Source organism: bacterium (genome assembly GCA_035295165.1).
Classification (GTDB): Bacteria; Sysuimicrobiota; Sysuimicrobiia; order Sysuimicrobiales; family Segetimicrobiaceae; genus JAJPIA01.
In genome coordinates this window covers 56410-80873 of record DATGJN010000026.1, presented here as the reverse complement: position 1 = coordinate 80873, position 24464 = coordinate 56410, and the positions used below count along the sequence as shown (strand labels likewise).

General features: G+C 69.0%; 23 protein-coding genes. 12 read left to right on the top strand and 11 right to left on the bottom strand.

What is annotated here, in order from left to right:
- Positions 1 to 7 precede the first annotated feature (7 nt).
- The 6 genes from VKZ50_03810 to VKZ50_03785 form a co-directional block, all read right to left on the bottom strand.
- Positions 8 to 598, bottom strand: a complete 591-nt coding sequence (locus VKZ50_03810) for a hypothetical protein (protein ID HLJ58837.1) — start codon at positions 596 to 598, stop codon at positions 8 to 10.
- A 208-nt stretch (positions 599 to 806) separates the two neighbouring features.
- Positions 807 to 1679: an ABC transporter permease gene (locus VKZ50_03805; protein ID HLJ58836.1), complete on the bottom strand. Its 873-nt coding sequence runs from the start codon at positions 1677 to 1679 to the stop codon at positions 807 to 809.
- Positions 1679 to 2599 (bottom strand): ABC transporter permease, encoded by a 921-nt coding sequence (locus tag VKZ50_03800; protein HLJ58835.1) that lies wholly within the window; start codon positions 2597 to 2599, stop codon positions 1679 to 1681. The genes VKZ50_03805 and VKZ50_03800 overlap by 1 nt, the downstream gene beginning before the upstream one ends.
- 18 nt (positions 2600 to 2617) lie before the next feature.
- Positions 2618 to 4213 (bottom strand): ABC transporter substrate-binding protein, encoded by a 1596-nt coding sequence (locus tag VKZ50_03795; GenBank protein HLJ58834.1) that lies wholly within the window; start codon positions 4211 to 4213, stop codon positions 2618 to 2620.
- A 39-nt stretch (positions 4214 to 4252) separates the two neighbouring features.
- Positions 4253 to 5389: an amidohydrolase family protein gene (locus VKZ50_03790; GenBank protein HLJ58833.1), complete on the bottom strand. Its 1137-nt coding sequence runs from the start codon at positions 5387 to 5389 to the stop codon at positions 4253 to 4255.
- Between the two features lie 44 nt (positions 5390 to 5433).
- Positions 5434 to 5838 (bottom strand): Rieske (2Fe-2S) protein, encoded by a 405-nt coding sequence (locus tag VKZ50_03785; GenBank protein HLJ58832.1) that lies wholly within the window; start codon positions 5836 to 5838, stop codon positions 5434 to 5436.
- 158 nt (positions 5839 to 5996) lie between these two features.
- On the opposite strand from VKZ50_03785, the gene VKZ50_03780 reads away from it, so the two are divergent.
- From VKZ50_03780 to VKZ50_03765, 4 genes are all read left to right on the top strand, one after another.
- Positions 5997 to 7154, top strand: coding sequence for a P1 family peptidase (locus VKZ50_03780; GenBank protein ID HLJ58831.1), 1158 nt, complete (start codon positions 5997 to 5999; stop codon positions 7152 to 7154).
- A 21-nt stretch (positions 7155 to 7175) separates the two neighbouring features.
- Entirely contained in the window at positions 7176 to 8282 is a 1107-nt protein-coding gene (locus VKZ50_03775; protein ID HLJ58830.1) for a mandelate racemase/muconate lactonizing enzyme family protein, read from the top strand.
- Positions 8283 to 8637: 355 nt separating this feature from the next.
- Entirely contained in the window at positions 8638 to 9531 is an 894-nt protein-coding gene (locus tag VKZ50_03770) for a glycosyltransferase (GenBank protein ID HLJ58829.1), read from the top strand.
- Between the two features lie 274 nt (positions 9532 to 9805).
- Positions 9806 to 10198 (top strand): hypothetical protein, encoded by a 393-nt coding sequence (locus tag VKZ50_03765; GenBank protein ID HLJ58828.1) that lies wholly within the window; start codon positions 9806 to 9808, stop codon positions 10196 to 10198.
- Positions 10199 to 10562: 364 nt separating this feature from the next.
- On the opposite strand, the gene VKZ50_03760 is transcribed toward VKZ50_03765, so the two are convergent.
- From VKZ50_03760 to VKZ50_03740, 5 genes are all read right to left on the bottom strand, one after another.
- A complete protein-coding gene (locus VKZ50_03760; GenBank protein ID HLJ58827.1) occupies positions 10563 to 10919 on the bottom strand; it encodes a N,N-dimethylformamidase beta subunit family domain-containing protein in 357 nt (118 codons plus the stop codon).
- Positions 10835 to 12262 (bottom strand): carboxypeptidase-like regulatory domain-containing protein, encoded by a 1428-nt coding sequence (locus VKZ50_03755; GenBank protein HLJ58826.1) that lies wholly within the window; start codon positions 12260 to 12262, stop codon positions 10835 to 10837. The genes VKZ50_03760 and VKZ50_03755 overlap by 85 nt, the downstream gene beginning before the upstream one ends.
- Positions 12263 to 12363: 101 nt before the next feature.
- Positions 12364 to 13359 (bottom strand): aldo/keto reductase, encoded by a 996-nt coding sequence (locus tag VKZ50_03750; GenBank protein HLJ58825.1) that lies wholly within the window; start codon positions 13357 to 13359, stop codon positions 12364 to 12366.
- 150 nt (positions 13360 to 13509) lie between these two features.
- Entirely contained in the window at positions 13510 to 15075 is a 1566-nt protein-coding gene (locus tag VKZ50_03745; GenBank protein ID HLJ58824.1) for a GMC family oxidoreductase, read from the bottom strand.
- A 51-nt stretch (positions 15076 to 15126) separates the two neighbouring features.
- Positions 15127 to 15699, bottom strand: a complete 573-nt coding sequence (locus tag VKZ50_03740; protein HLJ58823.1) for a hypothetical protein — start codon at positions 15697 to 15699, stop codon at positions 15127 to 15129.
- Positions 15700 to 15907: 208 nt separating this feature from the next.
- Between VKZ50_03740 and VKZ50_03735 the strand changes: the two genes are divergently transcribed.
- The 8 genes from VKZ50_03735 (at position 15908) to VKZ50_03700 (ending at position 24416) form a co-directional block, all read left to right on the top strand.
- The gene (locus VKZ50_03735) at positions 15908 to 16588 is read left to right on the top strand and encodes a GntR family transcriptional regulator (protein HLJ58822.1); all 681 of its coding nucleotides are present in this window, start codon (positions 15908 to 15910) and stop codon (positions 16586 to 16588) included.
- Entirely contained in the window at positions 16585 to 17646 is a 1062-nt protein-coding gene (locus tag VKZ50_03730) for a pyridoxal-phosphate dependent enzyme (GenBank protein HLJ58821.1), read from the top strand. Before VKZ50_03735 ends, VKZ50_03730 begins: the two co-directional genes overlap by 4 nt.
- A 16-nt stretch (positions 17647 to 17662) precedes the next feature.
- A complete protein-coding gene (locus VKZ50_03725; GenBank protein HLJ58820.1) occupies positions 17663 to 19234 on the top strand; it encodes an ABC transporter substrate-binding protein in 1572 nt (523 codons plus the stop codon).
- 39 nt (positions 19235 to 19273) lie between these two features.
- The gene (locus VKZ50_03720) at positions 19274 to 20194 is read left to right on the top strand and encodes an ABC transporter permease (protein ID HLJ58819.1); all 921 of its coding nucleotides are present in this window, start codon (positions 19274 to 19276) and stop codon (positions 20192 to 20194) included.
- Positions 20191 to 21078, top strand: coding sequence for an ABC transporter permease (locus VKZ50_03715; GenBank protein HLJ58818.1), 888 nt, complete (start codon positions 20191 to 20193; stop codon positions 21076 to 21078). The genes VKZ50_03720 and VKZ50_03715 overlap by 4 nt, the downstream gene beginning before the upstream one ends.
- 28 nt (positions 21079 to 21106) lie before the next feature.
- A complete protein-coding gene (locus tag VKZ50_03710) occupies positions 21107 to 22096 on the top strand; it encodes an aldo/keto reductase (GenBank protein ID HLJ58817.1) in 990 nt (329 codons plus the stop codon).
- Positions 22097 to 22155: 59 nt separating this feature from the next.
- Positions 22156 to 23556 carry an FAD-dependent oxidoreductase gene (locus VKZ50_03705; protein HLJ58816.1) on the top strand — a complete coding sequence of 467 codons (1401 nt, stop codon included), beginning with the start codon at positions 22156 to 22158 and terminating at the stop codon, positions 23554 to 23556.
- A 398-nt stretch (positions 23557 to 23954) separates the two neighbouring features.
- A complete protein-coding gene (locus VKZ50_03700) occupies positions 23955 to 24416 on the top strand; it encodes a DUF2269 family protein (protein HLJ58815.1) in 462 nt (153 codons plus the stop codon).
- Positions 24417 to 24464: the final 48 nt, after the last annotated feature.

The following is a 24464-nucleotide window of genomic DNA, read 5'->3' as shown; positions in this document are numbered from 1 at the left end:
ACCACACTCAGCCCGGCCGACGCACTGGGATCGTAACCATCACCTCACCCGCGCCCGGTGTGTCGGCCGGCCGCGCTGGGCCGCCGGCGCCTGGGGCCGGGGCGGCGTCCCATCCCGTGGGCCGCTCGTGCGTCGCCCGGACGAATGCGTCCCGAAAGATCAGCCGCCAGTTGGAGCGCGGGCGCCCTCGCTGGATTCGGGTGCTCTCCGGTCCGAGCGACCGGAGCACGCGCAGGCACGTGAACAGCGGATGGGGATCGAAGACCATCCGGGGCAGGAATGGCGGATCGTCGCTCTCTGTGTCGGCGCGCCAGCGGACGACGATCCGTACCGGCGGCTCGCCGAGCCAGCGCTCGTACTCGGTCCGAAGGGACGTCACGACGCTGGCGACACGCCGCGGGGACAGGCCCGCGAGCGTGAGGCCGTGGGCGAAGTAGAGGTCGCACAGCGACCGTTCGTCCAGGTACCGAAAACTGCCCCGCCCACTTCCCTCCCGAGCGGGGCACACGGCGCCGACCCTGATGAACTCGTCGAGCCCCCGCGGCGGGACGCCCCACACCGCGCAGACCTCCTGGACCTTGCCCACCTGCATCAGCATGGTCGATCGATCGGCGGCGGCGTCGGGATGCGTCAACTCGATTGGAGGGTGCGGCAATCCCACCGCGGCGTCAAGTAGCGACGCCGCGGTGTCCCTCGGAAGCCTTGCGGGATAAGGCTCGGCGCCTCACCGTAAACTCCTGGCATCGGTAAGACGCTGGCGATACCGACGCAGGGCGCCTCGAGCGGACGGCCGGTCGCGCGGACGCCTACGTCGGCTGACGGGGATCCAGCGCATCCCGCAGGCCGTCGCCGACCATGTTGAAGGCCAGCGTCACGACGAGGATCGCCACGCCGGGAATGACCACGAGCTGCGGGCTGCTGGTGATGTAGTTCCGCCCGACGCTGAGCATCGCGCCCCATTCGGCGGTCGGCGGTTGCACCCCGAGCCCGAGGAAGCTGAGGCCGGACGCCGTGAGGATCGCGGTCGCGAGCCGCAGGGTCGCCTCCACCACGAGCGGCGAGAGGATGTTGGGAAGCACGTGCCGCGCCATGATCACCCGCTCGCTCGCCCCGAGGGCCCGCGCCGCCTGCACGTAGGTCTCCTGCCGGACGAGCAGCGTGGACCCCCGCGCGATGCGCGCGAACGGCGGGATCGAGTTGATCCCGATCGCGATGATCACGTTCACCAGGCCGACGCCGAGCGCCGCGATGATCGCGACCGCCAGCAGGAAGCCGGGCATCGCAAGCAGCACGTCCATGATGCGCATGATCACCGTGTCGCCGGTCCCCCCGCGGTACCCGGCGACGATCCCGAGAGCGGACCCCGACGCGAAGGCGATCGCAACCGCGGCCACCGTGATCACCAGCGTGTCGCGGCCGCCCCACAGGAGCCGGCTCAGGATGTCGCGACCAAGTTCGTCGGTGCCGAGCGGATGGGCCGCCGACGGCGGCGCGGTCGGGTGGATCACATCGAGCGCGATCGGATTGTAGGGCGCCAGCCACGGCGCCGCGGTGCTCACCGCGATGGCGACCGCCAGGACCGCAAGCCCCGCGACCGCGGCGCGATGGCGCGCGAACTGCCGGAGCGCCCGCGTCCCCGGGGTGACGAGCGCCGGGAGCGTCGGCGCTGCGACGGCCATCAGTCGAAGCGGATCCTGGGGTCGACGTACGCGTAGAGCATGTCGACCGCGAGATTGACGACGATGAAGGTGACCGACAGCGCCATCACCGCCGACTGGACGACCGCGACGTCGCGGGAGCGAATGGAATCGACGATCAGCCGGCCGAGCCCGGGGCGGGCGAACACCGTCTCGGTCAACACGGTCCCGCTGAGCAGGTACCCCAACTGGAGCCCGACGACCGTGATGATGGGGATGACCGCGTTGCGAAATGCGTGGCGCATCACCACGGCCCAGCGCGTCACCCCCTTGGCCCGCGCCGTGCGCAAGTAGTCCTGCTGCAGGACATCGAGCATCGCCGAGCGCGCCTGGCGGGCGATGATCGCCGTCGACGCGGAACCCAGCGTGAGGGCCGGCAGGAGGAGCTGTGCGAACGTCCCAGCCCCCGTGCTCGGCAGCCACCGCAGCCCGACGGAGAAGACCATCATGAGCATCAGCCCGAGCCAGAAGATCGGCATCGAGACGCCGACCGCCGCGGCCAGCGACGCCGCGGCGTCCCAGATCGAATGCTGATGCGTGGACGCGGTCACGCCCGTCGCCAGCCCGATCGCGATGGCGATCGTCATTGCGGCGGTCGCCAGTTCGGCCGTGGGCCGGACGCGGCTCGCGATCTCGTACGTGACCGGCCGGTGGGTCACCGCCGATCGCCCGAGATCGAGCCGCGCAAGTCGCCCCAGCCAGCGGGCGTACTGCACGTACACCGGTTGATCGAGCCCGAGCTGCTGGCGGATCGTCTGCACGTCCGCCGCGGTCGCGTCGGTGCCGGCCATGACCAGCGCCGCGTCGCCCGGGATCAGCTTCAGCAGACCGAAGACGATCACCGACACGCCGAGCAACACCGGGATGGCCCACAGGAGCCGCCCCGCGATGTGGCGGAGCATGACGCTACCGGAACGGACTCACGTTCGGCGCAACGCGCCGGGCACGAAGTCCCCGCTCGGCAGCACGACGAACCCCCTGGCGCCGGCCCGCGCGCCCCACAGGTTGGTCAGCTGAAAGAGGTAGATGAGCGGCTGGTCCTGCCAGACCAGCGCCTGCGCGTGCTTGAGAATCGGAAGGCGCTTGGCCTGGTCGAACATGCTACGCTCCTGCTCGAGCAGCCGATCTACCTCGGGGTTGGCGTACCCGGTGCGCTGCTGCGTGCCGGGCACGTTCGTCGCGACGGAATCGTACATCCGGTACAGATGGTAGTCGATGTACGGGCTGCTCTTCAGCAGCGACGTCATCGTGCCGGGACGCGCGTCCGGATCGGATGAACTTCCCGCGAGCAGCGTCGCGAAGTCCATCTGGTGCACCGCGGTGCGGACGCCGAGGTTCGCCCAGTATCCCTGGACCGCTTGCACCACCTGCAGGTCGCCGGCCCAGCGGCCGGCGGTGATATTGATCGTGAGATCCATGCCTCCGCCGTACCCGGCCGCCGCGAGCAACTGCCGCGCCTGGTTCGGATCGTAGGCCACCGGCGCGAAATCGAAGCTCCCCCAGACCCCCGGGATCCCGGGGCTGTTGAGCGGTCTGGCGAACCCCTTCATGATGCCTTGGATGATGGCGTTCTTGTCGATCGCCATGTTGAGCGCGCGGCGCACGCGAACGTCTTTGAGCGGTGGCTTCGTGTCGGCGGGTTCGAGCTCCGCGATGGTCTGCGCCGGGGTCGCGTAGACGACCAACCCCGATTCCCGGCGCAGCGCGTCCATATCCGTGGGCGGCAGGTCCTGGACCACGTCGGCCTCGCCGGTCTTCAACACGACCACCCGCGCGGCAGACTCCGGGATCGGACGGTAGAGAAACCGGCGGACCCGGGGGTTCGGCCCCCAATAGGTGGCGTTGAGCGACGCAGACACATGGTCGTTCGGCACCCACTCCTCGAACACAAACGGGCCGGTCCCGACGGGGTGGCGCCCGAAATCCTGCCCGTACGTCTTCAGCGCCGTGGGGCTGACGATCTTCGCCGAACCGTCCGCCATGAGCAACGGGAAATCCGGGTTTGGCGGATCGGTGACGAACCGCACCGTGTGCTCGTCGGGCGTCAGGACGTCCTTGATAAGCAGGTAGTTCCCGCGCCGCGTGGCCGGCGTGTTCCGATCGAGGATGTGCGCGATCGTCGCCTTTACCGCGTCGGCGCCGAACGGGGTCCCGTCGTGAAACCTGACGCCCGAACGAAGCGTAAACGTCCAGATTCGTCCCCCGCCGCTGGACGTCCACGACGTCGCGAGCGCCGGTTGTATCTGGCCTTTGTCGTTCCATTGCACGAGGCCGTCGAACATCGCGTTGATGATAGCCTGAAACGGGCCGGTCCCAACCGCGGGGTCGAGGCTGTTGGGTTCGGTGCCGTCCACGACGACGAACGTGGCGTCCCGTCCCACCGCCGCCGACGAGGCGGCCCGGGCGGCGGACGAGAACAGGAGGGACGGCGCCGTGACCGCACCCGCGGCCAACGCGGCCGCTCCGACCCGCACCGCGGCCTGCTTCAGGAGTTCGCGACGCCGCATCCGCTTCATCCCGTGGTCCGCCTCCCCGTCATCCCGATCCTCCACTGTCTACGCCGCCCCGCCGTCGCCGGACGCCGCGGCTTCCGGCGCCGCCGCCGTCGCGCCGCGCGGCTTGAACCCGTAGACTTCCGCGGCGGTGTCGTGGAAGATCCGGCGCTGTAGGTCCGGCGCCAGCCGCGGGAACGCATCCGCTGGGGAATCGAAGTCCCAGTGCGGGTAGTCCGACGCGAACATCAACGTCTGTTCCGCGCGGTTCCACCTGAACACTTCCAGCAACTGCGACGGCTGATCGGGCTCCTCGAGCGGCTGCGACGTGAACCGCACGTGCTCCCAGACGTACTCGCTCGGCGGCTTCCGCACCCACGGCGTCTGGTCGCGAAGGCCCCGGTAGTCAGCGTCGAGTCGCCACAGGAACGGCGCCAGCCAGGCGTACCCTCCTTCGATGAACACGACGCGAAGCTTCGGGAACTTCTCGAACACGCCCTCGAAGATCAGGCTCGTGAGGTGGGTCATGTAGCCCTGCGGCCGGACCTGGCGGTTCTCCACATAGTAGGAGCCGTAGCCCGCCACCGACGGCTGCCCGTTGATGCCGGTGCCCTCGCTGCCGGTGTGGAGCGCGAACGGGAGGCCGAGCGCCTCGCACGCCTCGAAGATCGGATGGTAGTACCGGTTGCCGTACGGGAGCCGGGCGCCGTTCGCCACGAGCACCTCGACGATGCCCGGATGCGGGCCGATACGCTCGATCTCCTTGACGGCCTGCGGCACGTCCTGCGTCGCGATCAGCATTGCGCCGCGCAGCCGCGTGTCCGCGGCGAGCCAGTGCTCGATTACGAACTCGTTGTAAGCGTGTGCGAGCGCCGCCGCGTAGTCGGCGTCCGGCAAGGTGCCGAGCGGCCGCAACTCCTGGCCGAGCAGGATCGCGTACTCCACATCGTACTTGTCGAGCAGTTGCTCCCGCACGAGCTCGATGCTGGACCCCGCGTAGCCCTCTTTCGGCCAGGAGTCCGCGCGGTACCCGCGATCGCCCCCGTTCAGATAGCCTCCGCCCGGCATGTTGATGCCCCACTGCTTGACGTCCTCCCGGTAGACACGCGGCAGATAGGGCAAAAGCTCGCTCATGCTCCGGTCCTTGAACCGGTTGTGCACGTCACAGTCGATGATCGGCAGATGTGCGGCGGTTGCCATTGCGCGTCCCTCCTTCGCCCCCGGCGGCCGGGCCCGGCCCGCGGTCAGGCGTGCAGGATCACCAGATCGCCTTCGGTGGTGACCGGAAACGTCTCCAGGGTCACGTCTTCCAGTTCCACGCGCTCCACCGTGACGTCGTAGGTCTTGACCCGCATGCGATGGGGATTGAAATAGGTGCGCCCCGTCTCGATCTCGAACTCCCAGCCGTGCCAGGGGCACTGGATGATCTCATCGTCACGCGCGTAAACGCGCTCGTACGGCCGCCCCGGGAGCGTCGTCCCCTTGATCCTGCCGAGGCACAGCGGCGCCCCCTGATGGGGACAGCGATTCCGCAACGCGAAGAGCCGGCCTCGGATGTTGAACACACCGATCGACCGGCCATCGACGACCACCACCTTGCGGCTGCCCGGCGGCAACTCGGCCAGACGCCCTACCACGCATCGCGACATCGGAGGCGCACCTAGCGTACCGAGGTCTCTCTACGCGAACAGGTTCGGCGAATCCTCTCCACCGGTGGGACCGTCGCACGCGCGCGGCGAACCCACCGTTCGTGCGACCGGCGCGGGGATCCCGGGCCGGCGCGCGCACCCGCCCCAGGAGGACGAGCGTGCCCGTCGACGCATTGACCGCGCGTGGAGCGTACAACTCGCTGACGGACGTCGCCGGCGTGCGCGTCGGCCACGTCACCCTCATCTCCGGGGACGGCCCGCTCGTCCCGGGGCGCGGCCCCGTGCGCACCGGCGCAACCGCGATCGTCCCTGGAGACGACGTCCTGCGGGGGAAGTTCGTCGCCGGGGTGCACGTGATCAACGGCTTCGGCAAGGCGACGGGCATCCCGCAGGTGGAGGAAATGGGGCGCCTCGAGACGCCGGTCTTGCTGACCAGCACGCTGTGCACGTGGCGCGTCGCCGACGGCGTGGCGGACTATCTGCTGCAGCGTCATCCCGAGATCGGACGAACCGCGCCCACCTGCAACGTCGTGGTCGGCGAGTGCAGCGACGCGCGCCTGAACGACATGCGAGGCCGGCACGTTCGCGCCGAGCACGCCGTGATGGCGATCGAGGCCGCGACAGACGGCCCGGCACCGGAAGGCGCGGTCGGCGCCGGCACCGGCATGGTCTGCTACGGCTTCAAGGGAGGGATCGGTTCGGCTTCACGCCGCGGCCGCTCCGAGGCGCTCCGCCGCGACGTGACCGTGGCCGGCCTCGTGCTGGCAAACTTCGGCCAGCGCCCGTCGCTCCGGATCCACGGCTGCCCCGTGGGTGCGCTGCTCGAGGAGCCGCCCGCCCCCGGCGGCGCCGACCCCGTCGAGCCGGATCGCCCCGACCCGTCCTCCGCCGATTCGGGTCGGGGCGGCTCGGTCATCGTGGTCCTCGCGACCGACGCGCCCTTGACCTCCCGTCAGCTCACCCGTGTGGCACGGCGGGCCGCCGCGGGACTCGCGCGCACGGGATCGGTGTACCATCACCACAGCGGGGATTTCGTGCTGGCCTTCAGCACGGCGCGCGCGTACCCTCCGTATCTCGCGGATGAGGGAGATCTCATCAACCCGTTTTTCGAGGCCGCCGCCGATGTCACCGAAGAAGCCGTCATCCGCGCGTTGTTGTGTGCCCGTCCCATGACCGGCCGCGACGGCTACCACGTGGAGGCACTGTCGGCCGCACGGCTGCGCGCGGTCTGGCGTGATTGGCACGCGGGCGCCGACGGCGGAGGGCCCGACGGCCTCGATCTCCAGACCCTTGCGGGGCCGCGGCTCCGAGAGTAACGCGAACAGGAGCGGGTGAAGATGCGCATCACGGCGATTGACGCGATCCCGGTCTCGGTCCCGAAGAACCATCCATCCACGAGCGCGCTGGGGAGGTTCGACAGCGCCGAGTCCGGGATCGTCCGGCTGCGCACCGACGCCGGCGTCGAGGGCGTCGGCGAGATCTCGATCCTCTGGCACGGCGGTGGGGCGGCGCTGTGCCGAGACGTCACCGACCGGCTCGCGCCGGCGCTGGTCGGCGACGACCCCCGGCAGATCGTGCGCATCCACGCCCGACTCGAACAGCTCTGCCAGTTCGGGTACCATACGCAGCCGGTGCGGGCCGCGCTAGACATGGCGATGTACGATGCGGTGGGGAAGCATCTCGGCGTCCCGGTGTACGCGCTGCTCGGCGGCAAGGCGCGCGATCGAATCGACCTGTCGATGTCGGTCCACATGGCGCCGCCGGACGAGATGCTCGCGCAGACCGCGCGGTTCGTCGACGCTGGGTTCCGCACGGTCAAGGTCAAGGTCGGGATCGACCGCGACGCCGATGTCTTGGTGGTCCGGGCGATCCGCCGGACGTTCGGCGACCGGTTGCAGATACGGGTTGACGCCAACATGGGATGGCGAAGCCCGAAGGAGGCGCTGGAGATGATCCGGCGGCTCCACGAGCACCGGATCCTGTCGGTCGAGCAACCCCTGCCCCCCCACCAGCTCGAGGGCTTGGCGTTCATCCGCGCGCACTCGGAGGTCCCAGTGATGGTCGACGAAAGCGTGTGGCCGCCGGCGGACGCCTGGCGGGTGATCCAGGCGGGCGCCGCGGACATCATCAACGTCTACGCCGTGGAAAGCGGCGGGCTGTATCCCTCCCTCAAGATCTTTCATCTGGCCGACCTGGCAGGGATCGAGTGCGCGATCGGCAGCATGCCCGAGTTCGGGTTCGGCACGGCGGCGCAGGCCCATCTCGGAGTCACGGTGCCCACGCTCCGGCACCCGAGCGACGTCGCCGGCGCCTGGTACCAAGGAGACGATCTGATCCGCGAGCCCCTCAGGATCGAAGACGGTTACGCGTACCCGCCGGAGGGGCCGGGGCTCGGCGTCGAGGCAGATTGGGACAAGATCGAGTTCTATCGCATGGACGCGTAGCCCGCGCTCGCCGTCACGATCACGGGCGTCGGGTTCGTCCCTGGTGGCACGCGCAGGGACCGATCCGCGCTCGCCGTAGGTTCGCCGCTCGGCACCGGATGCGCGCACCCCCCCTGGGGGCCGCGTGGGCCCATCTCTTCACGCGCGTGTCCAGTTGACGACCTCGCCGCGCCGATGCCGCGCCGGTGTGGCGCGCGGCAGGACCGCCGCACCACCTCGCTCGGTCACCTCACGAGGGGCACCCCGGTCAGATGGGACGAGCATCCCATCTGGGCGACCTGAGACGAGTTCCGGCCGCCGAGGACGGCCGAGCTCTCCGACCGGCACGGGAAGAGGGTTCGGCTGATGAAGGAGAATGGAGTGCGATATGAGTGGGGCCCCCTGCCCGATATTGTCTGTGGTCGTCTGCACGCGCAACAGGCTCAGCAAACTGCACCGCTGTGTGGAGGCGTTGCGCTCGGTGACTACGGCGCGTGATTGGGAACTCGTAATCGTTGATAACGGGTCAACCGACGGGACGAGTAAATACTTAGCTTCCATCGACCACACGCGATTGAATCGCGCCCAGGTGACCACGGTGTGTGAGCCAAGACGCGCGCTAGCTGCGGCCAGGAACACGGGCTGGCGTATTGCCCGTGGAGACATCGTCGCCTTCACGGACGACGATTGCTACGTGTCCAGAGACTACGTGGATGCGGTCATTCAAGTCTTCGAGGATGACCCACACCTCGGTTTTGTGGGCGGTCGCATTTTGCTGTTCGACGCCTCGGACTACAGAATCACCATCCAGGAATCTCCAGATCGACGTGAGTTTCGACCGCGGACATTCATTGCGACCGGCGTCGTGCAAGGCGCGAACCTCGCATTCCGGAGAACGGCCCTTGCGCAGATCGGGGGATTTGACGAACACCTAGGCGCTGGGACGCCGTTTCCCTGTGAGGATATCGACGCAGCGGCCGCTGTTCTCTGGTCCGGAGTGGCCGGCGTCTACGATCCCAGACCGGTGGTCTTTCATCATCATGGCAGGCGAACCGAGCACGAAGCGCAGGCGCTCATGCGAATCTACGACACAGGCCGAGGAGCCTACTATGCAAAATACATCCTGCGAAGCGCCTCCAGATCAGTATACACCAGGGCGTGGCTACGAAACATCAGAAACGACTGCGTCGAGGCTATCCGGGGAGGCCGTGTTCCGCGGCGATCGCTAAGAGAACTCTCCACCGGCCTGCGGTACGCCCTCCAACGCTGAGCGCGAATGCTGATTCTCCGGCAGTCGGAGCGTTGATCGCGGGCACGCTCCAGATCTGTGACGGGTCCACTGTCCTCGCCGCGCCGGGTGTGTCGTTCGCGGCTGCCGGAGAGGCGACCTCGGCGATCGGGTGCGGACCACACGGGCCGGGGCGGCGCGTACGTCCGTGCGGCGCGTTGTGTCGCGTGCCGTCCCGTACGATCACGGAAGATGAGGGCGAAACGGCGCGGCGCACCACCCTCGCAAGGCCGAAGAGAATTGGATGACACCTTGGTTGCGGTATCTGATCGCGTTCGTCGTCGGTTGTCTTGGATTCACAAACGTCCCATTCGGGCTCTTCGTGCCCGGCACGCTCAAGGAATGGAGAGGGAGCTCTTGGCAGTTGGGGAACACCCTTACGGGCGACAGACTCAACGTACTCGTGGTGGCGCTCCACGTCATGGCGGGAATCGCAACGCTCGCCTGTGCAGTTGCCAGTGGATTCGCCCCTTCGGCTCCGGGATGGTGGCGTCCGCTGGCCATCGTTGGCGCAGCGACCGGCAGCGTGGGTTTTGCGATTGTCTGGGACGGACAGATCCAATTTCTGGCCCCGGAAGATGCCATCGGCGCAGGCATCAGCCTGATGCTTCTCGTGTGCGCGATTGCGGTTCCACGAGTCTTCGGCTGAGGCGCCCAACAAAGAGGATGCCGTACAGATCGGAGCGGATGCAGCATGACCATGGGACGTCGTGCAATCGAGATTGCTACGTCGGTCGTGTGCACCGTCTTGCGTCTTATCGGTTTGATCCACTCGCCGATCCCGAACGGACGTGCTGGCAATTCACCTGGCCGGGTATCGGCGGGCCGTCAGCTGGAGTGTGCTCTCCGCAGGGACCTTCTCGGCGGGTTGCCGTTCAGTCGGCATCGTCTCTTCTCTGAGGTTTCCGCACGGTGATCGCTCTCAAGATCACGATCGTTGGGTTTGCGATCGCCGCGATCGTGTGCGGATGGATCGTGACCCTGGCGAAATCCGCAAGCCGGCGGGATCGGCGCTAGCCGAGCGTCTTGCGACGCCCTCGCCGGGGGACACGGGCGACGGGCGAGCCTGGCGTCCCGCGCCGGGGGTCCTCCACGAACCGGCTGAGCACGTTGCGGGTAATCGTCGAGACGGCCGGGTCCACGAGCAACGACGCGCAGTACGTGATGGAGCCAACGGAGAAGACCGCGCCGCCGCTTGGGGCTTCGTAGTACGCCATTTCGGAGCCTCCGTCGTCGGGATTGACCCCTTTCGCCAGGAGTCTCGTGCCCGGCGGCGAGAACCGGCTCATCTTATCGGTCTCGTGCCCCGACGCGCCCCCGTGCACGCGCTCGTGCAGGCTGGCCTCGCCGAACAGATCGCCGTCGCGCAGCCCTGTGCCTGCAAACGCCCAGTGCGACGCGTTGACGGTACGGTACGGTACGGTGCGGCCGTCATGATGCCGGTCTCGCTGCACACGACGCCGAGCAGGTTCGCCTCGGACTCCACGGTCCGGTGAAATCGGCTCTCGAGGTAGGCGCCCGGACGGTCGGGGTCCTGCATCCCAAGCGAGCCCGCCTCGCTGTCGAGGTGGGTCTTACAGCGCACGCTGTACTCGTCCAGAAACTCCACCTCGCAATTGAGGCCGTTCCCGCCGAGGTACATCAGCCGTCCGCCCCGAGTGTGGACCCACTCCTTCACGCGTTCGTACATGAGACGCGACCAGTACTCCGGGTGAATCGGAAGGATTAACACGCGGTACCGGTCCAGGTCGAGCGCGCCCGTGTGTAGCTGCGGCTCCGCATAGTAGTCGTACGGGACCCCCTCCCGCTCCAGCCACGCGAGCAGGCGCCATTCGCCCGGCGCCTGCGCCGATGCGATGCGCCCTTCGATCGGGTGCGTGACCACCTCGTCCTCGGGCACGTGGTTGCCGATCTCGGGCCGGTCGAACGACAGCGGCAGATAGGCCTCGTCCCGTGGGCTCCACACCTTGAGCGAATCGGCGAGCTGGTACCGGGACAACTCCTGACGGGCGTTGACGGTCGGCTCCGACGGCAGCCCGCTCGGGTTGATGTAGTTGCTGCGGCCCCCGAAGTTATTGTACGCGTTCCAGGTGATGCTGCACGCCAGCACCGCGACCTGCGCGCGAGGCGCGGCGGGGGCGACGACCCAGGGAAACGAAAAGAAGGCGCCAGACGCCGCCTTCGCGTGGAAATAGTACAGGCCCGACGCCGCGGGAGCCTCGATGCGCTGCCCGTGGTGGGAACTGCCGTACCCGACCGAGTTCCACCGCACCCCGGTCTGCGTGTAGTCGCCGTCGGGCGTGATCTGCATCACGGCCCGCGGTCCGTGTTCGTCGAACCATCCCAAGAGGCGCACGAACTCCTTCGTCTTACCGTACCGCCACAGGCTCAACCGGTACGGTCCGACGGAGTGCACGCGGAACTCCGACCGCTCCCCGGCGCGGACCCACTTCGGCCACGCGTAGCCCAGCAGTCCGTCGGAGAGCAACCGGAACGAGACCGGCGCGCCGTCGGCGATCCACGCGATCACGCGCTTCGCGCCGAACCCCGGCCGCGCGAGAATCACCTGATACTCACCGGGCACAACGTCGGCAAACACGCGGCCGCTCGCCGTCGACTGCGCGATTGCAACCGTCCGCCCGTTCTGCCGGAACTCCAGCGCCGCGTCAACGACCGCGACGTAGTTCTCGTCGCTCACGTAGCCCACGAACATACACGCCTCCACCTGCGCCGGCTTCGGATCGCGGCGCGCCCGATAACCGCCGTCACCGGGAGCCCAGGATCACGCACGACGTTCGATGCCTCACACCCCGCTCACGTGCGTTCGCTGTCGAGCGCCGCCATCTGCGCGGGCGCGTAACGCCCGCCCGCAGCGGAATCAGCCGGGACGGCCCGCTCGATGCGGGCCAGGTCGCCGGTCGTCAGATCGACATCCAGGGCTCCCAGCGCGTCGGCCAACTGGCCGCGGGTGCGGGCGCCGACCAGCGGAATCACGTCCCCTCCGCGCCCCAGCACCCAGGCCAGCGCGAGTTGCGCGACGGTGATCCCTTTCGCCGTCGCGACCTCGCGGAGCGCGTTCACCAGCGTGAGATTGTGCTCGAAGTTGGCGCCCTGGAAGCGCGGGTAGTGTCCCCGACCATCCCCCGCCGGCCGCGGTCCCGCGGCGGCCCGTCCACCGAGGAGTCCGCGCGACAACACGCCGTAGGCGACGAGCGCGATCCCGAGCGTGCGCAGCGTGGGGCGGATCTGCCGTTCGACGCCGCGGCTCAGAAGCGAGTACTCAATCTGGAGCGCGGCGATCGGATGGACGGCGTGCGCTCGGCGTATCGTTTCGGCCGACGCTTCCGACAGACCGAGGTGGCGCACGTAGCCGGCCCGGATCAGGTCGGCGATCGCGCCAACCGTGTCCTCGATCGGCACGGCGCGGTCGACGCGCGCCGGCTGATACAGATCGACGTAGTCGGTCCCGAGCCTGCGGAGTGTGTACGAGAGGAAGTTCTTGACGGAAGAGGGGCGGCCGTCGAATCCGAGGTACGATCGGTCGGGTCCCCACTGCGCGCCGAACTTCACGCCGAGGAAAACCCGCGCGCGCCTTCCGCCGACGAGCGCCTCGCGCAGCAGCATCTCGTTGTGCCCCATGCCGTAGAAATCCCCGGTGTCCAGGAGGGTGACCCCGGTGTCGAGCGCGTCCCGGATCGTGGCGACGCTCTCGGCGTCGTCCGCCGGTCCGTAGGCGCCGGACATCGCCATGCACCCCAACCCGATCGCGGACACCTCCGGCCCGTTGCGTCCCAATCGGCGTACCAGCATGCGTCGGTTCCTCCTCGCCGCCCCAACCTCAGTATCCCGCGGCAGGTGACCACTGCCAAGACCGCTCGTCTGTGTCACCCGATACTGCGCCCGCGCGGCGAACCTGCGATGCGCGGTCCCGCGTGCCGCGCCTCGCGCTGGGGGGGGCCTTTACAGCAGGCGGCCCGCGATGTAATCGGCCGTGCGGGTGGCAAGCGCGACCATCGTGAGCGTGGGGTTGACGGGGCCCGGCCCCACGAACGCGCTGCCGCCCACGACGAACAGGTTGGGACTCCCGTGCACGGCGCCGAACGAATCCACGACGCTGTCGCGCGGCCCGCGGCCCATCCGGCAGGTGCCCATGTGATGACATCCCGAGTAGACGCTCTCGACCGGCTCGAACTCGGCGCGCCGCGCGCCCGTTGCCGCGGCGACCCGCTCGAAGAGGCCGCGTCCGAAGCGGTACGTCTCGTGGTCGAACTCGGTGAGCTCATAGTGCACGTGCGCGTAGGGATCCCCGAAGCGGTCGCGCGTCTCCGACAGCGTCACGACCCGCCGCGGGCTCGGGTCGCTTTCCGCGTGAACCGTCAGCATCCGCTGCGCCCGGGTGGGCCGGAGGGCCTCGAGGACGTCCGAGCCCGTCGTCGCGCCGTCGGTTGAGCGTTCAGGCGGCGGCACGATGTTGGAGGAGAACTCGAGTTTGACCGCGCCGTGCGCCCCACGCCCCGGCGGGTCGATGAACTGGTAGCTCTGCCCGGTGAACCGGCCGACCTCGCCAGGATACAACGGCTCGGCATAGTGTAGGCGCCCGGTCCAAAGATGGTGGAACGCGAGATAGTGCCCGACGACGTCGCCGAGCCGAAGCCCGCCGAGCGATCGGTCCTGGCGCGAGAGCAGTAGCAGTCGCGCGTTTTCGATCGCCCCGCCGGCCACGACGATCACGTCCGCGCCGTGGTCCCGGTCGGCGGCCCCGCCGTCCGGCCGGACCACGAGCGCCGTCGCCCGGCCCGACCGGTCCGCGACGATGCGCCGGACCGCGGTTTGGGAATGCACCGCGCACGCGCCCGTGGCGACGGCGCGCATCAAATGATAGTTGGGCGAATACCGGGCCCCGATCGGACACACGTCGCACGCCCCGAAGTTCTGGCAGGCCGGGCGCGCGCCGTAGGCCTGGCGCGTCGCGGCCTGCGGCGTTGTATGTAACGTAATGCCGTGTGCGGCGAGCCGTCCGGCGAGCACGCGGTCACCGTAGCTCAACTCGAACGGCGGCAGGGGATACGGCCGGGATCTCGCCGGTGCGAACGGGTTGTCCGCATCCGTACCCGAGACTCCGAGCAGCGCCTCCGCCCGACAGTAGTACGGCTCCACCTCATCGTAGGTGATCGGCCAATCGTCCCCAAACCCGTACTGGCTCTTCGTGCGAAAATCGGGCGGGCGCAAGCGGGGGGTAATGGCGCCCCAATGGGTCGCGGACCCGCCGACGACGATGTGGCGCTCGTCGTTGAGATCGCGGTGGTAGTCGCCAGAAAGCGTGAGTCCCTGCAGGTCGTCTGGCGGAGCGTACGCCGGATTCTCGTACCCGTGCAGGAACCGGTCCTGAAACTGCGGCGCGTGCGGGTACGGATAGTCGCCGCCCTTCTCAAACACGTCGACCCTGTATCCCCGCTGCGCCAGCAGAAACGCGATGACGGTCCCGCAGACCCCCGAGCCGACAACAGCCACGGTGCGTCCGGTCATCGCATGTCAGCGTCCGCTTGCCAGCCGGTTGCTCATCGGGAGCGGACCCGGCTAACCGGGCGCGCGCCGGTAGCGGTCGAGGCCCCGCGGCACACCCGGCCATCCGTGATACCCGAGCGCCACCCAGGCGTCGGTGCGGGCAAACAACGCGAGCGTTTCGCCGAGCACGAAGCGGTCAAACGTGGGCCACTCGGCGTCGAGCATGTCGACGCGCAGCCGGTCCACGACCGTCGCCGGATGCCTCGAGCGGACCGCCCGGGCCAGAATCCTTGCGCGCACGGCCGCAGCACACGCGACGAACGGCCGCCCGGCCGAGCGGATCGCGTCGCGATCCACCGCTCCGGCAAACCGTTCGTAGAGCGCGAAGTATCCTCGAAGGTGTTGCGCCCGCCAACGGTAGTACTCCTCGTAGTGGCTGGGCTCGACGGGATACCCCGTGACCGCCTGTGCGGCGGCCACGAGCGTGGCCACCGTCGACGCGGCGAGCGTCCCGGTCGGAGCGTCGCCGAGCGCCGGCTCCGGCGGCCGGCGGCGGACGATGTCGAGCACGCGCCACGCCCCCAGCGACGCCGCCGTCGCCGAAAGCAGAAGACCGATTCCGAGAAACCGCCGCCTCGAGAGCACGATCGCACCTTTCGCGAGGCGCCCGTTGCGGGCGCGTCTTCCCGACGTGCCTGTCAGCACTACGGTGGTGCGCCGAGCCCTTCCTCCCCTTCTACGCGAGCGCGAGATCGCCACGACCGCCGCGTGAAGGCCGCTGGGAGGGACGGAGAGTCCTGGAAGGGGCTTGAACCAGCAGGGGATGGCGGGTCGGTTGCATAATGCATGTAGCATGCGATCTGCGCCCGAGACGCCGCCTCTCGAGTTCAAGACCAGAGAGCAGGCGGCCTACGAGTCTATCCGGCAGGCCATCATCCAGGGCCGGTGGGGACCGGACGAGCCGGTGGTGGTCAGCCGGATCGCCGCCGGCCTGGGCGTCAGTCGCATCACGATCGCGAACGCCCTGAAGCGTCTTGCGGGAGAGGGGTTCGTCCGCCTCACCCCGCACAAAGAAGCGGTCGTCGCGCGGCTCGACCCCGACGGGGTGCGCGAGATCTACCTCATGCGGGCCGAGTTGGAAGCGCTGGCGACGCGCGAGGCGGCGTCCCGCATCTCCGCCGACGATTTCGACCAGGCCCGCCGGCTGAACGAGACGGTGCGCCAGCGGCGCGCGGAACTTCCGGCCGCGATCCACGCGCTTCGCGCCGCCGACCGGGCGTTTCACCGTCACGTGCGGAGCACGGCCGGCATGCCACGCCTCGATCAGGTCCTCGAAAATCTCGCGGATCAGTGCGAATACTACCGCTCGCGCCTCCTCGATCCCAGCCGGCTGTCCGCGCCCGATCCCGCGGCGCACGCCGCGCTGCTCGAGTTGCTCGCGAGGCACGACACCGACGCTGCCGGCCGCCTGATGCGCGACCACGTCCTCGGCGGCATGCGCACCGTGCTCTCCACGCTGGGGCGGCAGGCGTGAGCCGGTCGCCGATCGTGGCCACGCTCGACCGGCTGCCCCGGTTTCCGCTTGCCGTGCTGCCCACGCCGCTCGAGCACGCGGCGAACTTGTCGCGGGCGCTCGACATCCAGCTCTGGATCAAGCGAGACGACCTCACGGGCCTCGCACTCGGCGGAAACAAAGTCCGCAAGATCGAGTACCTCGTGGGCGACGCGCTGGCCGAAGGCGCGACGTCGCTGTTGACGACCGCCGCGGCGCAGTCCAACTTCTGCCGCGTCGCCGCCGCCGCGGGAGCGCGCGCCGGACTCCGAGTGGGTCTGCTCCTGCGCGGCACCGGCACGGAACCCATCCAAGGCAACCTGCTCCTGGACCATCTGCTCGGCGCGGAAATCCGCTTCACGGATCAGATGGATCCGTACGCGGAGGGCACTCGACGCCGTCTCGACGCGTGGGTCGAAGAGGAACGCGCCCGCGGAGAGAGACCGTACCTGATCTATCTCCACGGCGGCTCGCACGCCGGGGCGCTCGCCGCGGCGGCGTATGTGCAGGCCGCCGTGGAGCTCGACGCCCAGTGTCGCGCCGGGGGGATACATCCGGACCACCTCTACGTGGCCGTCGGCTCCGGGAGCACACTCGCCGGCCTGCTCGTGGGGGCGCGGGGTCCGGCCGAGGGCCTCGCATCTACGTGTATCACCGGCGTGTGTGTCGGCGCCCTCTCAGACGTCGTGGACACAAAGGTGCGGGAGTTCGCCCGAGCCGCGGCCGCGCTGCTCGGCGCGCCCGTGCCCAACGAGCCCCTGCGGCTCGACGACGGGGAGCGCGGCGACGCGTACGGCGTCCCCACGGCCGCCGCCCTTGCCGCGATCCGAACCGCCGCCATGTCGGAAGCGCTCATCTTCAACCCCGTCTACACCGGTAAGGCGTTCGCCGCGCTGCTCCGTGATGTCGCGCAGGGAACCGTCGCCCCGGGGAGCACGGTGGTCTTCATCAACACCGGCGGAGATCCGCTCATCTTTGCGAACGCGGCGCATCTGGCGGGACCGCTGGGCCAGGCGCACCGCGCCGGGACGGCCCAGTAATCGAGGAGGTGTGTCGATGGCACGCGATCGGAGAGAACACGGAATGCGGCGGGTGACCCGCCGGCAGTTCCTCGACAACGCGGCTCTCGCGGCAGGCGCCGCGGCCGGCGGTGTGCTGCTCGGCGCGTACGGCCGGGCGGTACCGTCAGCCTACGCGGCTGCGGCCGCGCCGACCGGGGAGTTGCGCGTCTCGCTTCCCGCGCGCATCGTCGCGCTGGACCCGATGGGCGCCCAAGCCGCCGAGGAATCGGTGCGCGTCGTATCGGCCCACGTCTTCGATACGCTCGTTGCGCGCGACACGCGCACCCGAGGGTACCGCCCGGCGCTCGCCGTCAAATGGGAGACACCGGACCCAACCACCTGGGTGTTCACGCTCCGCCCCGGGGTCAAGTTTCACGACGGCACGACGCTCAGCGCCCGGGACGTCAAGGCGTCGCTGGAGCGAATGATCGCGCAGAAGGGACCGTTTGCGCCGTTGTGGGTGGCGATCGACACCGTCGACGCGCCCAACGACACCACAGTTCGCGTCAAGACGAAGACACCCGTCGGGACGATGCTGGCCAACTTATCGCTGCTCTCGATCCTGCCGGCCGCCTCGATGAACAACGCCGGCTTCTTCAACCGTCCGATCGGGTCCGGCCCGTTCCGCGTGACATCCTACCGGCCGGACAGCGAGCTGGTCCTGGACGCGAACCCCGGATACTGGGCGACGCCGCCCGGGATCAAGACCCTCCGGTTCCGAGACATCCCGGAGATCGCCGCGCGCGTCACGGCGTTGATCACGGGCGAGGTCGACCTCACGTACGGATTGCCGCCGGATCAGCTCGCTTCGCTGCGGAGTAACGCGGACCTCAATGTCCAGACCACCCCCTCGTACCGCTACTACTTCATCTGGATGAACGTCAAGCGCAGTCCGTTCACCGACAAGCGCGTGCGGCAGGCGATGATCTACGCGCTGGACATCAACACGATGCTGAACACGTTGTTGAAGGGCATTGCGCGGCCGATGACCGCGCCGATCCCGTCCACGGTGTTCGGGTACGCACCACAGCGCCCGTACGGGTACGACCCGGCGAAGGCCAAGCAGTTGCTGGCCGCGGCCGGCCACGCCAACGGGTTCGACACCTCGATGATTTGGAACCCCGGCTCCGGACCGCAGGACCGTGAGGTCGCGCAGGCGCTGTTCTCGTACTGGAACGCGGTCGGCGTGCGGGTCAAGGACGCGCAGGCGGAGCGGGCGCAGTGGCTCGACCGGCTCCTCAAGCTGGATTGGGATCTCGACCTCCAGACGAACATCGTCATCACCGGCGACTCGGATTTCGTCCTGCACCGTCTGTACACGACCCAGGCGAACCGCATGGGGTACGCCAACCCGCAGGTGGACCACCTGCTCGATTTGGCCGCCCAGTCGGTGGACCAGAACAACCGGAAGGTCTACTACGGCCAGGTGTGCGAGATCCTGTGGGACGACGCGGTCGGTGTGTACCCGTTTGAGCTGATCGAGACCTACGTGTCGCGCAAGTCGGTGCAGGGATTTGTCCCGACGCCGACGTTCCCGACGTTTACCTCCGTCACCGTGAAACGGTAACGGGCGGGCGCGCGGTGCGCAGCGACCGGGCATGAACCCGTGACGTCGTATCTCGGCGGCCGGCTGGTCTATGCCCTGTTCGTACTGTGGGGCGCGCTGACGATCGTGTTCGTCGCGGTCCGGGTGATCCCCGGGGACCCCGCACAGATGATGATCGGCTCGGAGGGCACGCGCCAGGACGTGGAGGCGCTGCGCCACCGCCTGGGGCTCGACCAGCCGCTCGCGACCCAGTACACGCGGTATCTGGCGGGCGCGACCCGGTTGGACTTCGGCGCGTCGCTGCGGCTGGAGGAACCGGCGACGCAGGCCGTGTCCGAGCGGCTGCCGGCGACGGCGCTCCTGGCCGGGAGCGCGATGGCGCTAGCCGTCGCGGTCGGCCTCCCGCTCGGCATCCTGGCCGCGATTCGCATCCGGTCGGCGGTCGACTACGTGGTGTCGATCGCCTCGCTCCTCGGACAGTCCGTGCCGAACTTTTGGCTCGGGATCATGTTCATCCTGATCTTCGCGCGCCAGTTTCGCTGGCTGCCGAGCGCCGGGATCGGCGGGATGCAGCATCTCGTGCTGCCGGCCGTGACGCTCGCGCTCCTGCTGATCGGCGTGCTCACGCGCCTCGTGCGCAGCGGCCTGCTGGAAGTCGTGGACGAGGACTACATCCGGTCGGCGTACGCCAAGGGGCTGACCCGGCGCGCCGTCATCGCCCGGCACGCGCTCCCCAACGTACTGATCCCGGTCGTCACCATCGTGGGGCTGCAGTTGGGCAACCTGCTGGCCGGGGCGGTGATCGTCGAGACCGTGTTCGCGTGGCCGGGCGCGGGGCGCCTGCTCGTCGATGCGATCAGCAATCGCGACTATCCGGTTGTGCAGGTCGGGGTCCTGTGCATCACCGCGGGGTTCATCCTGATCAACCTGCTCGTCGACGTGAGCTACGCGTACATCGACCCACGGATTCGCTACCGATGACCGCCGCGGCGATGAGCGCACCGGTCTCGATGTCGTCTGTGCCCGCCGCGGTCGGCCGTGCGCGCCGGCGTCTCCTGTGGTGGAGCGCGCCGCTGGCGGCGTTTGCGTTCGTGGCCGTGGTCGGTCCGATGTTGGTGCCGTACGACCCGGTCACGGTCCGCCTCGCGGACCGCCTGGCGCCCCCGGGGACGCTCTTGCCGGACGGGCCGCGGGCGTGGCTCGGGACGGATCAGGTCGGCAAGGACCTCGTCGCGCAGGTGCTCCAGGGCGCGCGCATCTCGCTCATCGTCGGTGTCGCCACCGTGCTCGCGGCCGGCGCGGTCGGCCTCGCCGCGGGCGTCGCGGCCGGGTACCGCGGCGGGGTGCTGGACGCGGTGCTGATGCGCCTCGCCGACCTGCAGCTGGCGTTCCCGTCGATCCTGCTCGCGATCCTGATCGCGGCGGTGCTCGGTCGGAGCGTCGCGAACGTGATCATCACGCTGTCCGTGACGCGCTGGGTGACGTTCGCGCGGATCGCGCGGGCGTCCTCGCTGGTCACGAAAGAACGGGAGTTCGTCACGGCCGCGCTGGCCACGGGCGCGGGCACGCTCCGGCTGGTGTGGCGCCACATCGTGCCGTTCACGGTCACGCCGCTCGTCGTGGTCGCCACGGTCGAGCTCGGCCTGGTCATCCTGGCCGAGGCGTCGTTGAGCTTCCTCGGACTCGGCACGACGCCGGCCCACCCGTCGTGGGGCCTCATCATCGCCAACGGGCGGGACTACCTGACCACCGGCTGGTGGATCTCCACGATTCCAGGCCTCGCGCTCAGCGTGGTCGTGGTGACCGTCGGGCAGTTCGGCGACGCCGTGCGGGACTATTTGGATCCCCACACGGCGTCGAGATAGCGGGACGACATCGAGGGGAGGTCGCACGGTGGAGTTGCGAACGTTCGGGCAGAGCACGCTGCGGTCGTCGGCGATCGGCCTCGGCACGTGGCCGATCGGCGGCGCGCGGTATGGACCGAGCGACGACCGCGACGCGATCCGGACGATCGCCGCGGCGCTCGACGCGGGCGTCACGTGCTTCGACACGGCGCCGTCGTACGGGAACGGCCACGCCGAGGAACTGCTCGGACGGGCGCTCGGCCCGCGCCGGGCGGACGCGGTGGTCGTGACCAAGGGCGGCCTGATCTGGAACGCGCAGAGCCAGGTGCTCGGGCGGGACAGCCGGCGCGACGCGCTCAGCGAACACATCGCGGCGAGCCTCAAACGGCTCCAGACCGACTACATCGATCTGTACCTCGTGCACTGGCCGGACCCGACCGTGCCGCTCGACGACGTCGCGGCGACGCTCGAGGGATTCGTCCGGACGGGCAAGGCGCGGCACGTCGGCGTCTCCAACTTCACCGGCGCCCAGCTCCGGGCGTGCGCCTCTGCGCTCCGCGGCGCGCGTCTCACCGCGAACCAGGTCAGCGTGAACCTGTTCGATCAACGGTGGCTCCGTGAGACGTTCTCGACGTGCCGCGAGCTCGGAATCGGGGTCATGGCGTACGGCCCCCTCGCGCACGGGCTGCTGACCGGCGCGTTGACGCGGGCGACCGTGTTCGACGACGCCGATTGGCGAAAGAGCGGCACCCTGTTCGGCCAGGCGTTGCTGACGCCCGGGAATTTCGAGCGCAACTTGGACGTCGTCGATCGGCTGGCGGCGGTGGCCCGCCGGTGCGGAGCCACGCTGCCACAGCTCGCCGTGGCATGGGTGCTGTCCCGGCCCCCTGTCACCGTGGCGCTGATCGGCGCCAGAACGCCGGCGGAGATCGCCGACGCGGCCGGGGCGACGGGCGTCCGGCTCTCTGAGCAGGTGCTGCACGAGATCGAGACGATCATGCACGATGCCGCGGGGCTGTCGGCGGTGCTGCCGACGTAGCGCCGAACCGGGCACAACGCGGGCCCATCCCGCGCACACGTCACGCAGGAGGATACGCCATGAGCGCATCGATCGCATACCGAAAGGAACTGCCGGTCGTGGAAGACGCCGACGTCCTGGTCGTCGGGAGCGGACCCGCGGGGCTGGGGGCCGCGATCGCGAGCGCCCGCAACGGGGCGCGCACGCTGCTGGTCGAGCGGTACGGGTTTCTCGGCGGCAATCTCACAGCCGGCCTCGTCGGCCCGTGCATGACGTCCTACAGCCTCGACGGCACGACGCAGCTCATCAAGGGCATCTTCGAGGAGATGGTCCTGCGGATGGTAGGGATCGGCGGCGCGATCCACCCGTCGAAGGTGGCGGCGTCCACGGAGTACTGCGGGTTCATCGAGTACGGGCATGACAAGGTCACCCCGTTCAACCCGGAGGCCGTCAAACAGGTGGCCATGGAGATGTGCCTCGAAGCCGGCGTCGAGCTCCGGCTGCACACATTCGTTGTGGACGCGGTGACGAGCGGGGATGCGCTGGCCGGGGTCGTGGCCGCGAGCAAGTCCGGGCTCGAGGTGCTGCGCGGCACGGTCACGGTGGACTGCTCGGCCGACGGCGACGTCGCGGCGCGGGCGGGCGTGCCGTTCGAGATCGGCCGGCCCGAGGACGGGCTGACGCAGCCGATGACGCTGTTCTTCCGCGTCGCCAACGTGGACGACGAACGCGTGAAGGCGTACATCAAGGCCCACCCCGACGATTACCGCCCGTTCTCGTCGCTGGTGCAGCAGGCGCGGGAGCGCGGCGAGTTCCCGATCCCCCGCCGCGGGATCGGCATGTACAAGACGCTGGAACCGGGCGTCTGGCGGATCAACACCACCCGCGTCCAGCGTCTCGTCGGCACGAGCGCGCGCGACCTGACGCAGGCGGAGATCGAGGGGCGCCGGCAGATGAAGACGCTGATGGCGTTCTTCCGCAAGTGGGTGCCGGGGTTCGAGCGATGCGAGTTGCTCGACACCGCGACGCAGATCGGCGTTCGCGAGACGCGCCGGATCGCCGGCGAGTACACGCTCACGCTCCAGGATCTGGCGGATGGACGCGAGTTCGAGGACGTAATCGCCCTGGCCGGGTATCCGGTCGACATCCACAGCCCGACCAGCGACGGCGGCGGCGTCACCGGGGAACTCAAGACGGCAAACATCTACCAAATCCCGTACCGCTCGCTCGTACCGCTCAAGGTGGAGCAGTTGCTGGTGGCCGGGCGGTCGCTCGCGGCGACGCACGAGGCGCTCGCGGCGGTGCGCGTGATGCCGCCGGCGATGGCGATGGGCGAAGCGGCCGGCACCGCCGCCGCGATCGCGGTGTCGCTCGGAATCCCGCCGCGCCGCGTCCCGGTGCCGGAGCTGCAGACGCGCCTGGTACGGCAGGGCGCATACCTCGGGGAGCGGATCCGCTCCCGCGTCAACGTCGGGGCATGACGAGCACCCGTTCGCCGTTGAGCCGCCGGATTGCGCCCGTTCGACGGTCGGTTGATTCTGGCGGTTCGATAAGCGGGGTGATGACCTCGTCTATCGGGAGGGCGGTTCCAATCTGCCCCGCCGGCGGGCCCTTGATCTACCTGGCGCGCAGCGGCTCTTGACAGAAGACGCGTTTCTTGAGATCATGTTTTTGTGATCCTCGAGCAGCGGGCCGGGCAACCGGCCCGTTGACGTTTTGGGAGGACTGCCGCCGCGAGCCAGGTAGCGCTGCCAACGTCGTGCGGATGCCGGTAGGCGGCGCGGGCGCAATAAAACCGTGGCGCCTGAACTCGCCCGAGACGCCTCCTCCTCGATCTTGGACGGGAGGATATGCCTGATCACGCTGCGGGGAGGGACGCATGGCAGCCTATCCGATCCTGAAATGGGTCCACGTGCTGATGGCCATCACCGCGCTGGGGACGAACATCACGTATGGTGTCTGGCTCTCACGAGCGGCACGAGAGCCTCAGTACCTCCCCTTCACGCTTCGAGGCATTAAGGTCCTGGACGATCGCCTTGCCAATCCGGCCTATGGTTTGCTCCTCATCACCGGGCTGGCCATGGCCTATCTAGGAAGGATCCCCGTGACGACCCCGTGGCTGCTGACGAGCCTGATCCTCTATGTGATCCTCGTCGTGATCGCCGCCGTGGGCTATACGCCGACACTACGACGGCAGATCGCCGCGCTCGAGGCCGGCGGCGCCGCGTCGCCCGAATATCGGAAGCTCGAGGCCCTCAGCACGCAGCTCGGCATCGCCCTCGCCGTCGTCGTCGTGGTCATCGTGTTCATGATGGTGACGAAGCCGGCGCTGTGGGGATAGGGACTCTCGCCGCGGAAGTTTCAGCCACGGTGGAGGCACGTTGTGCCG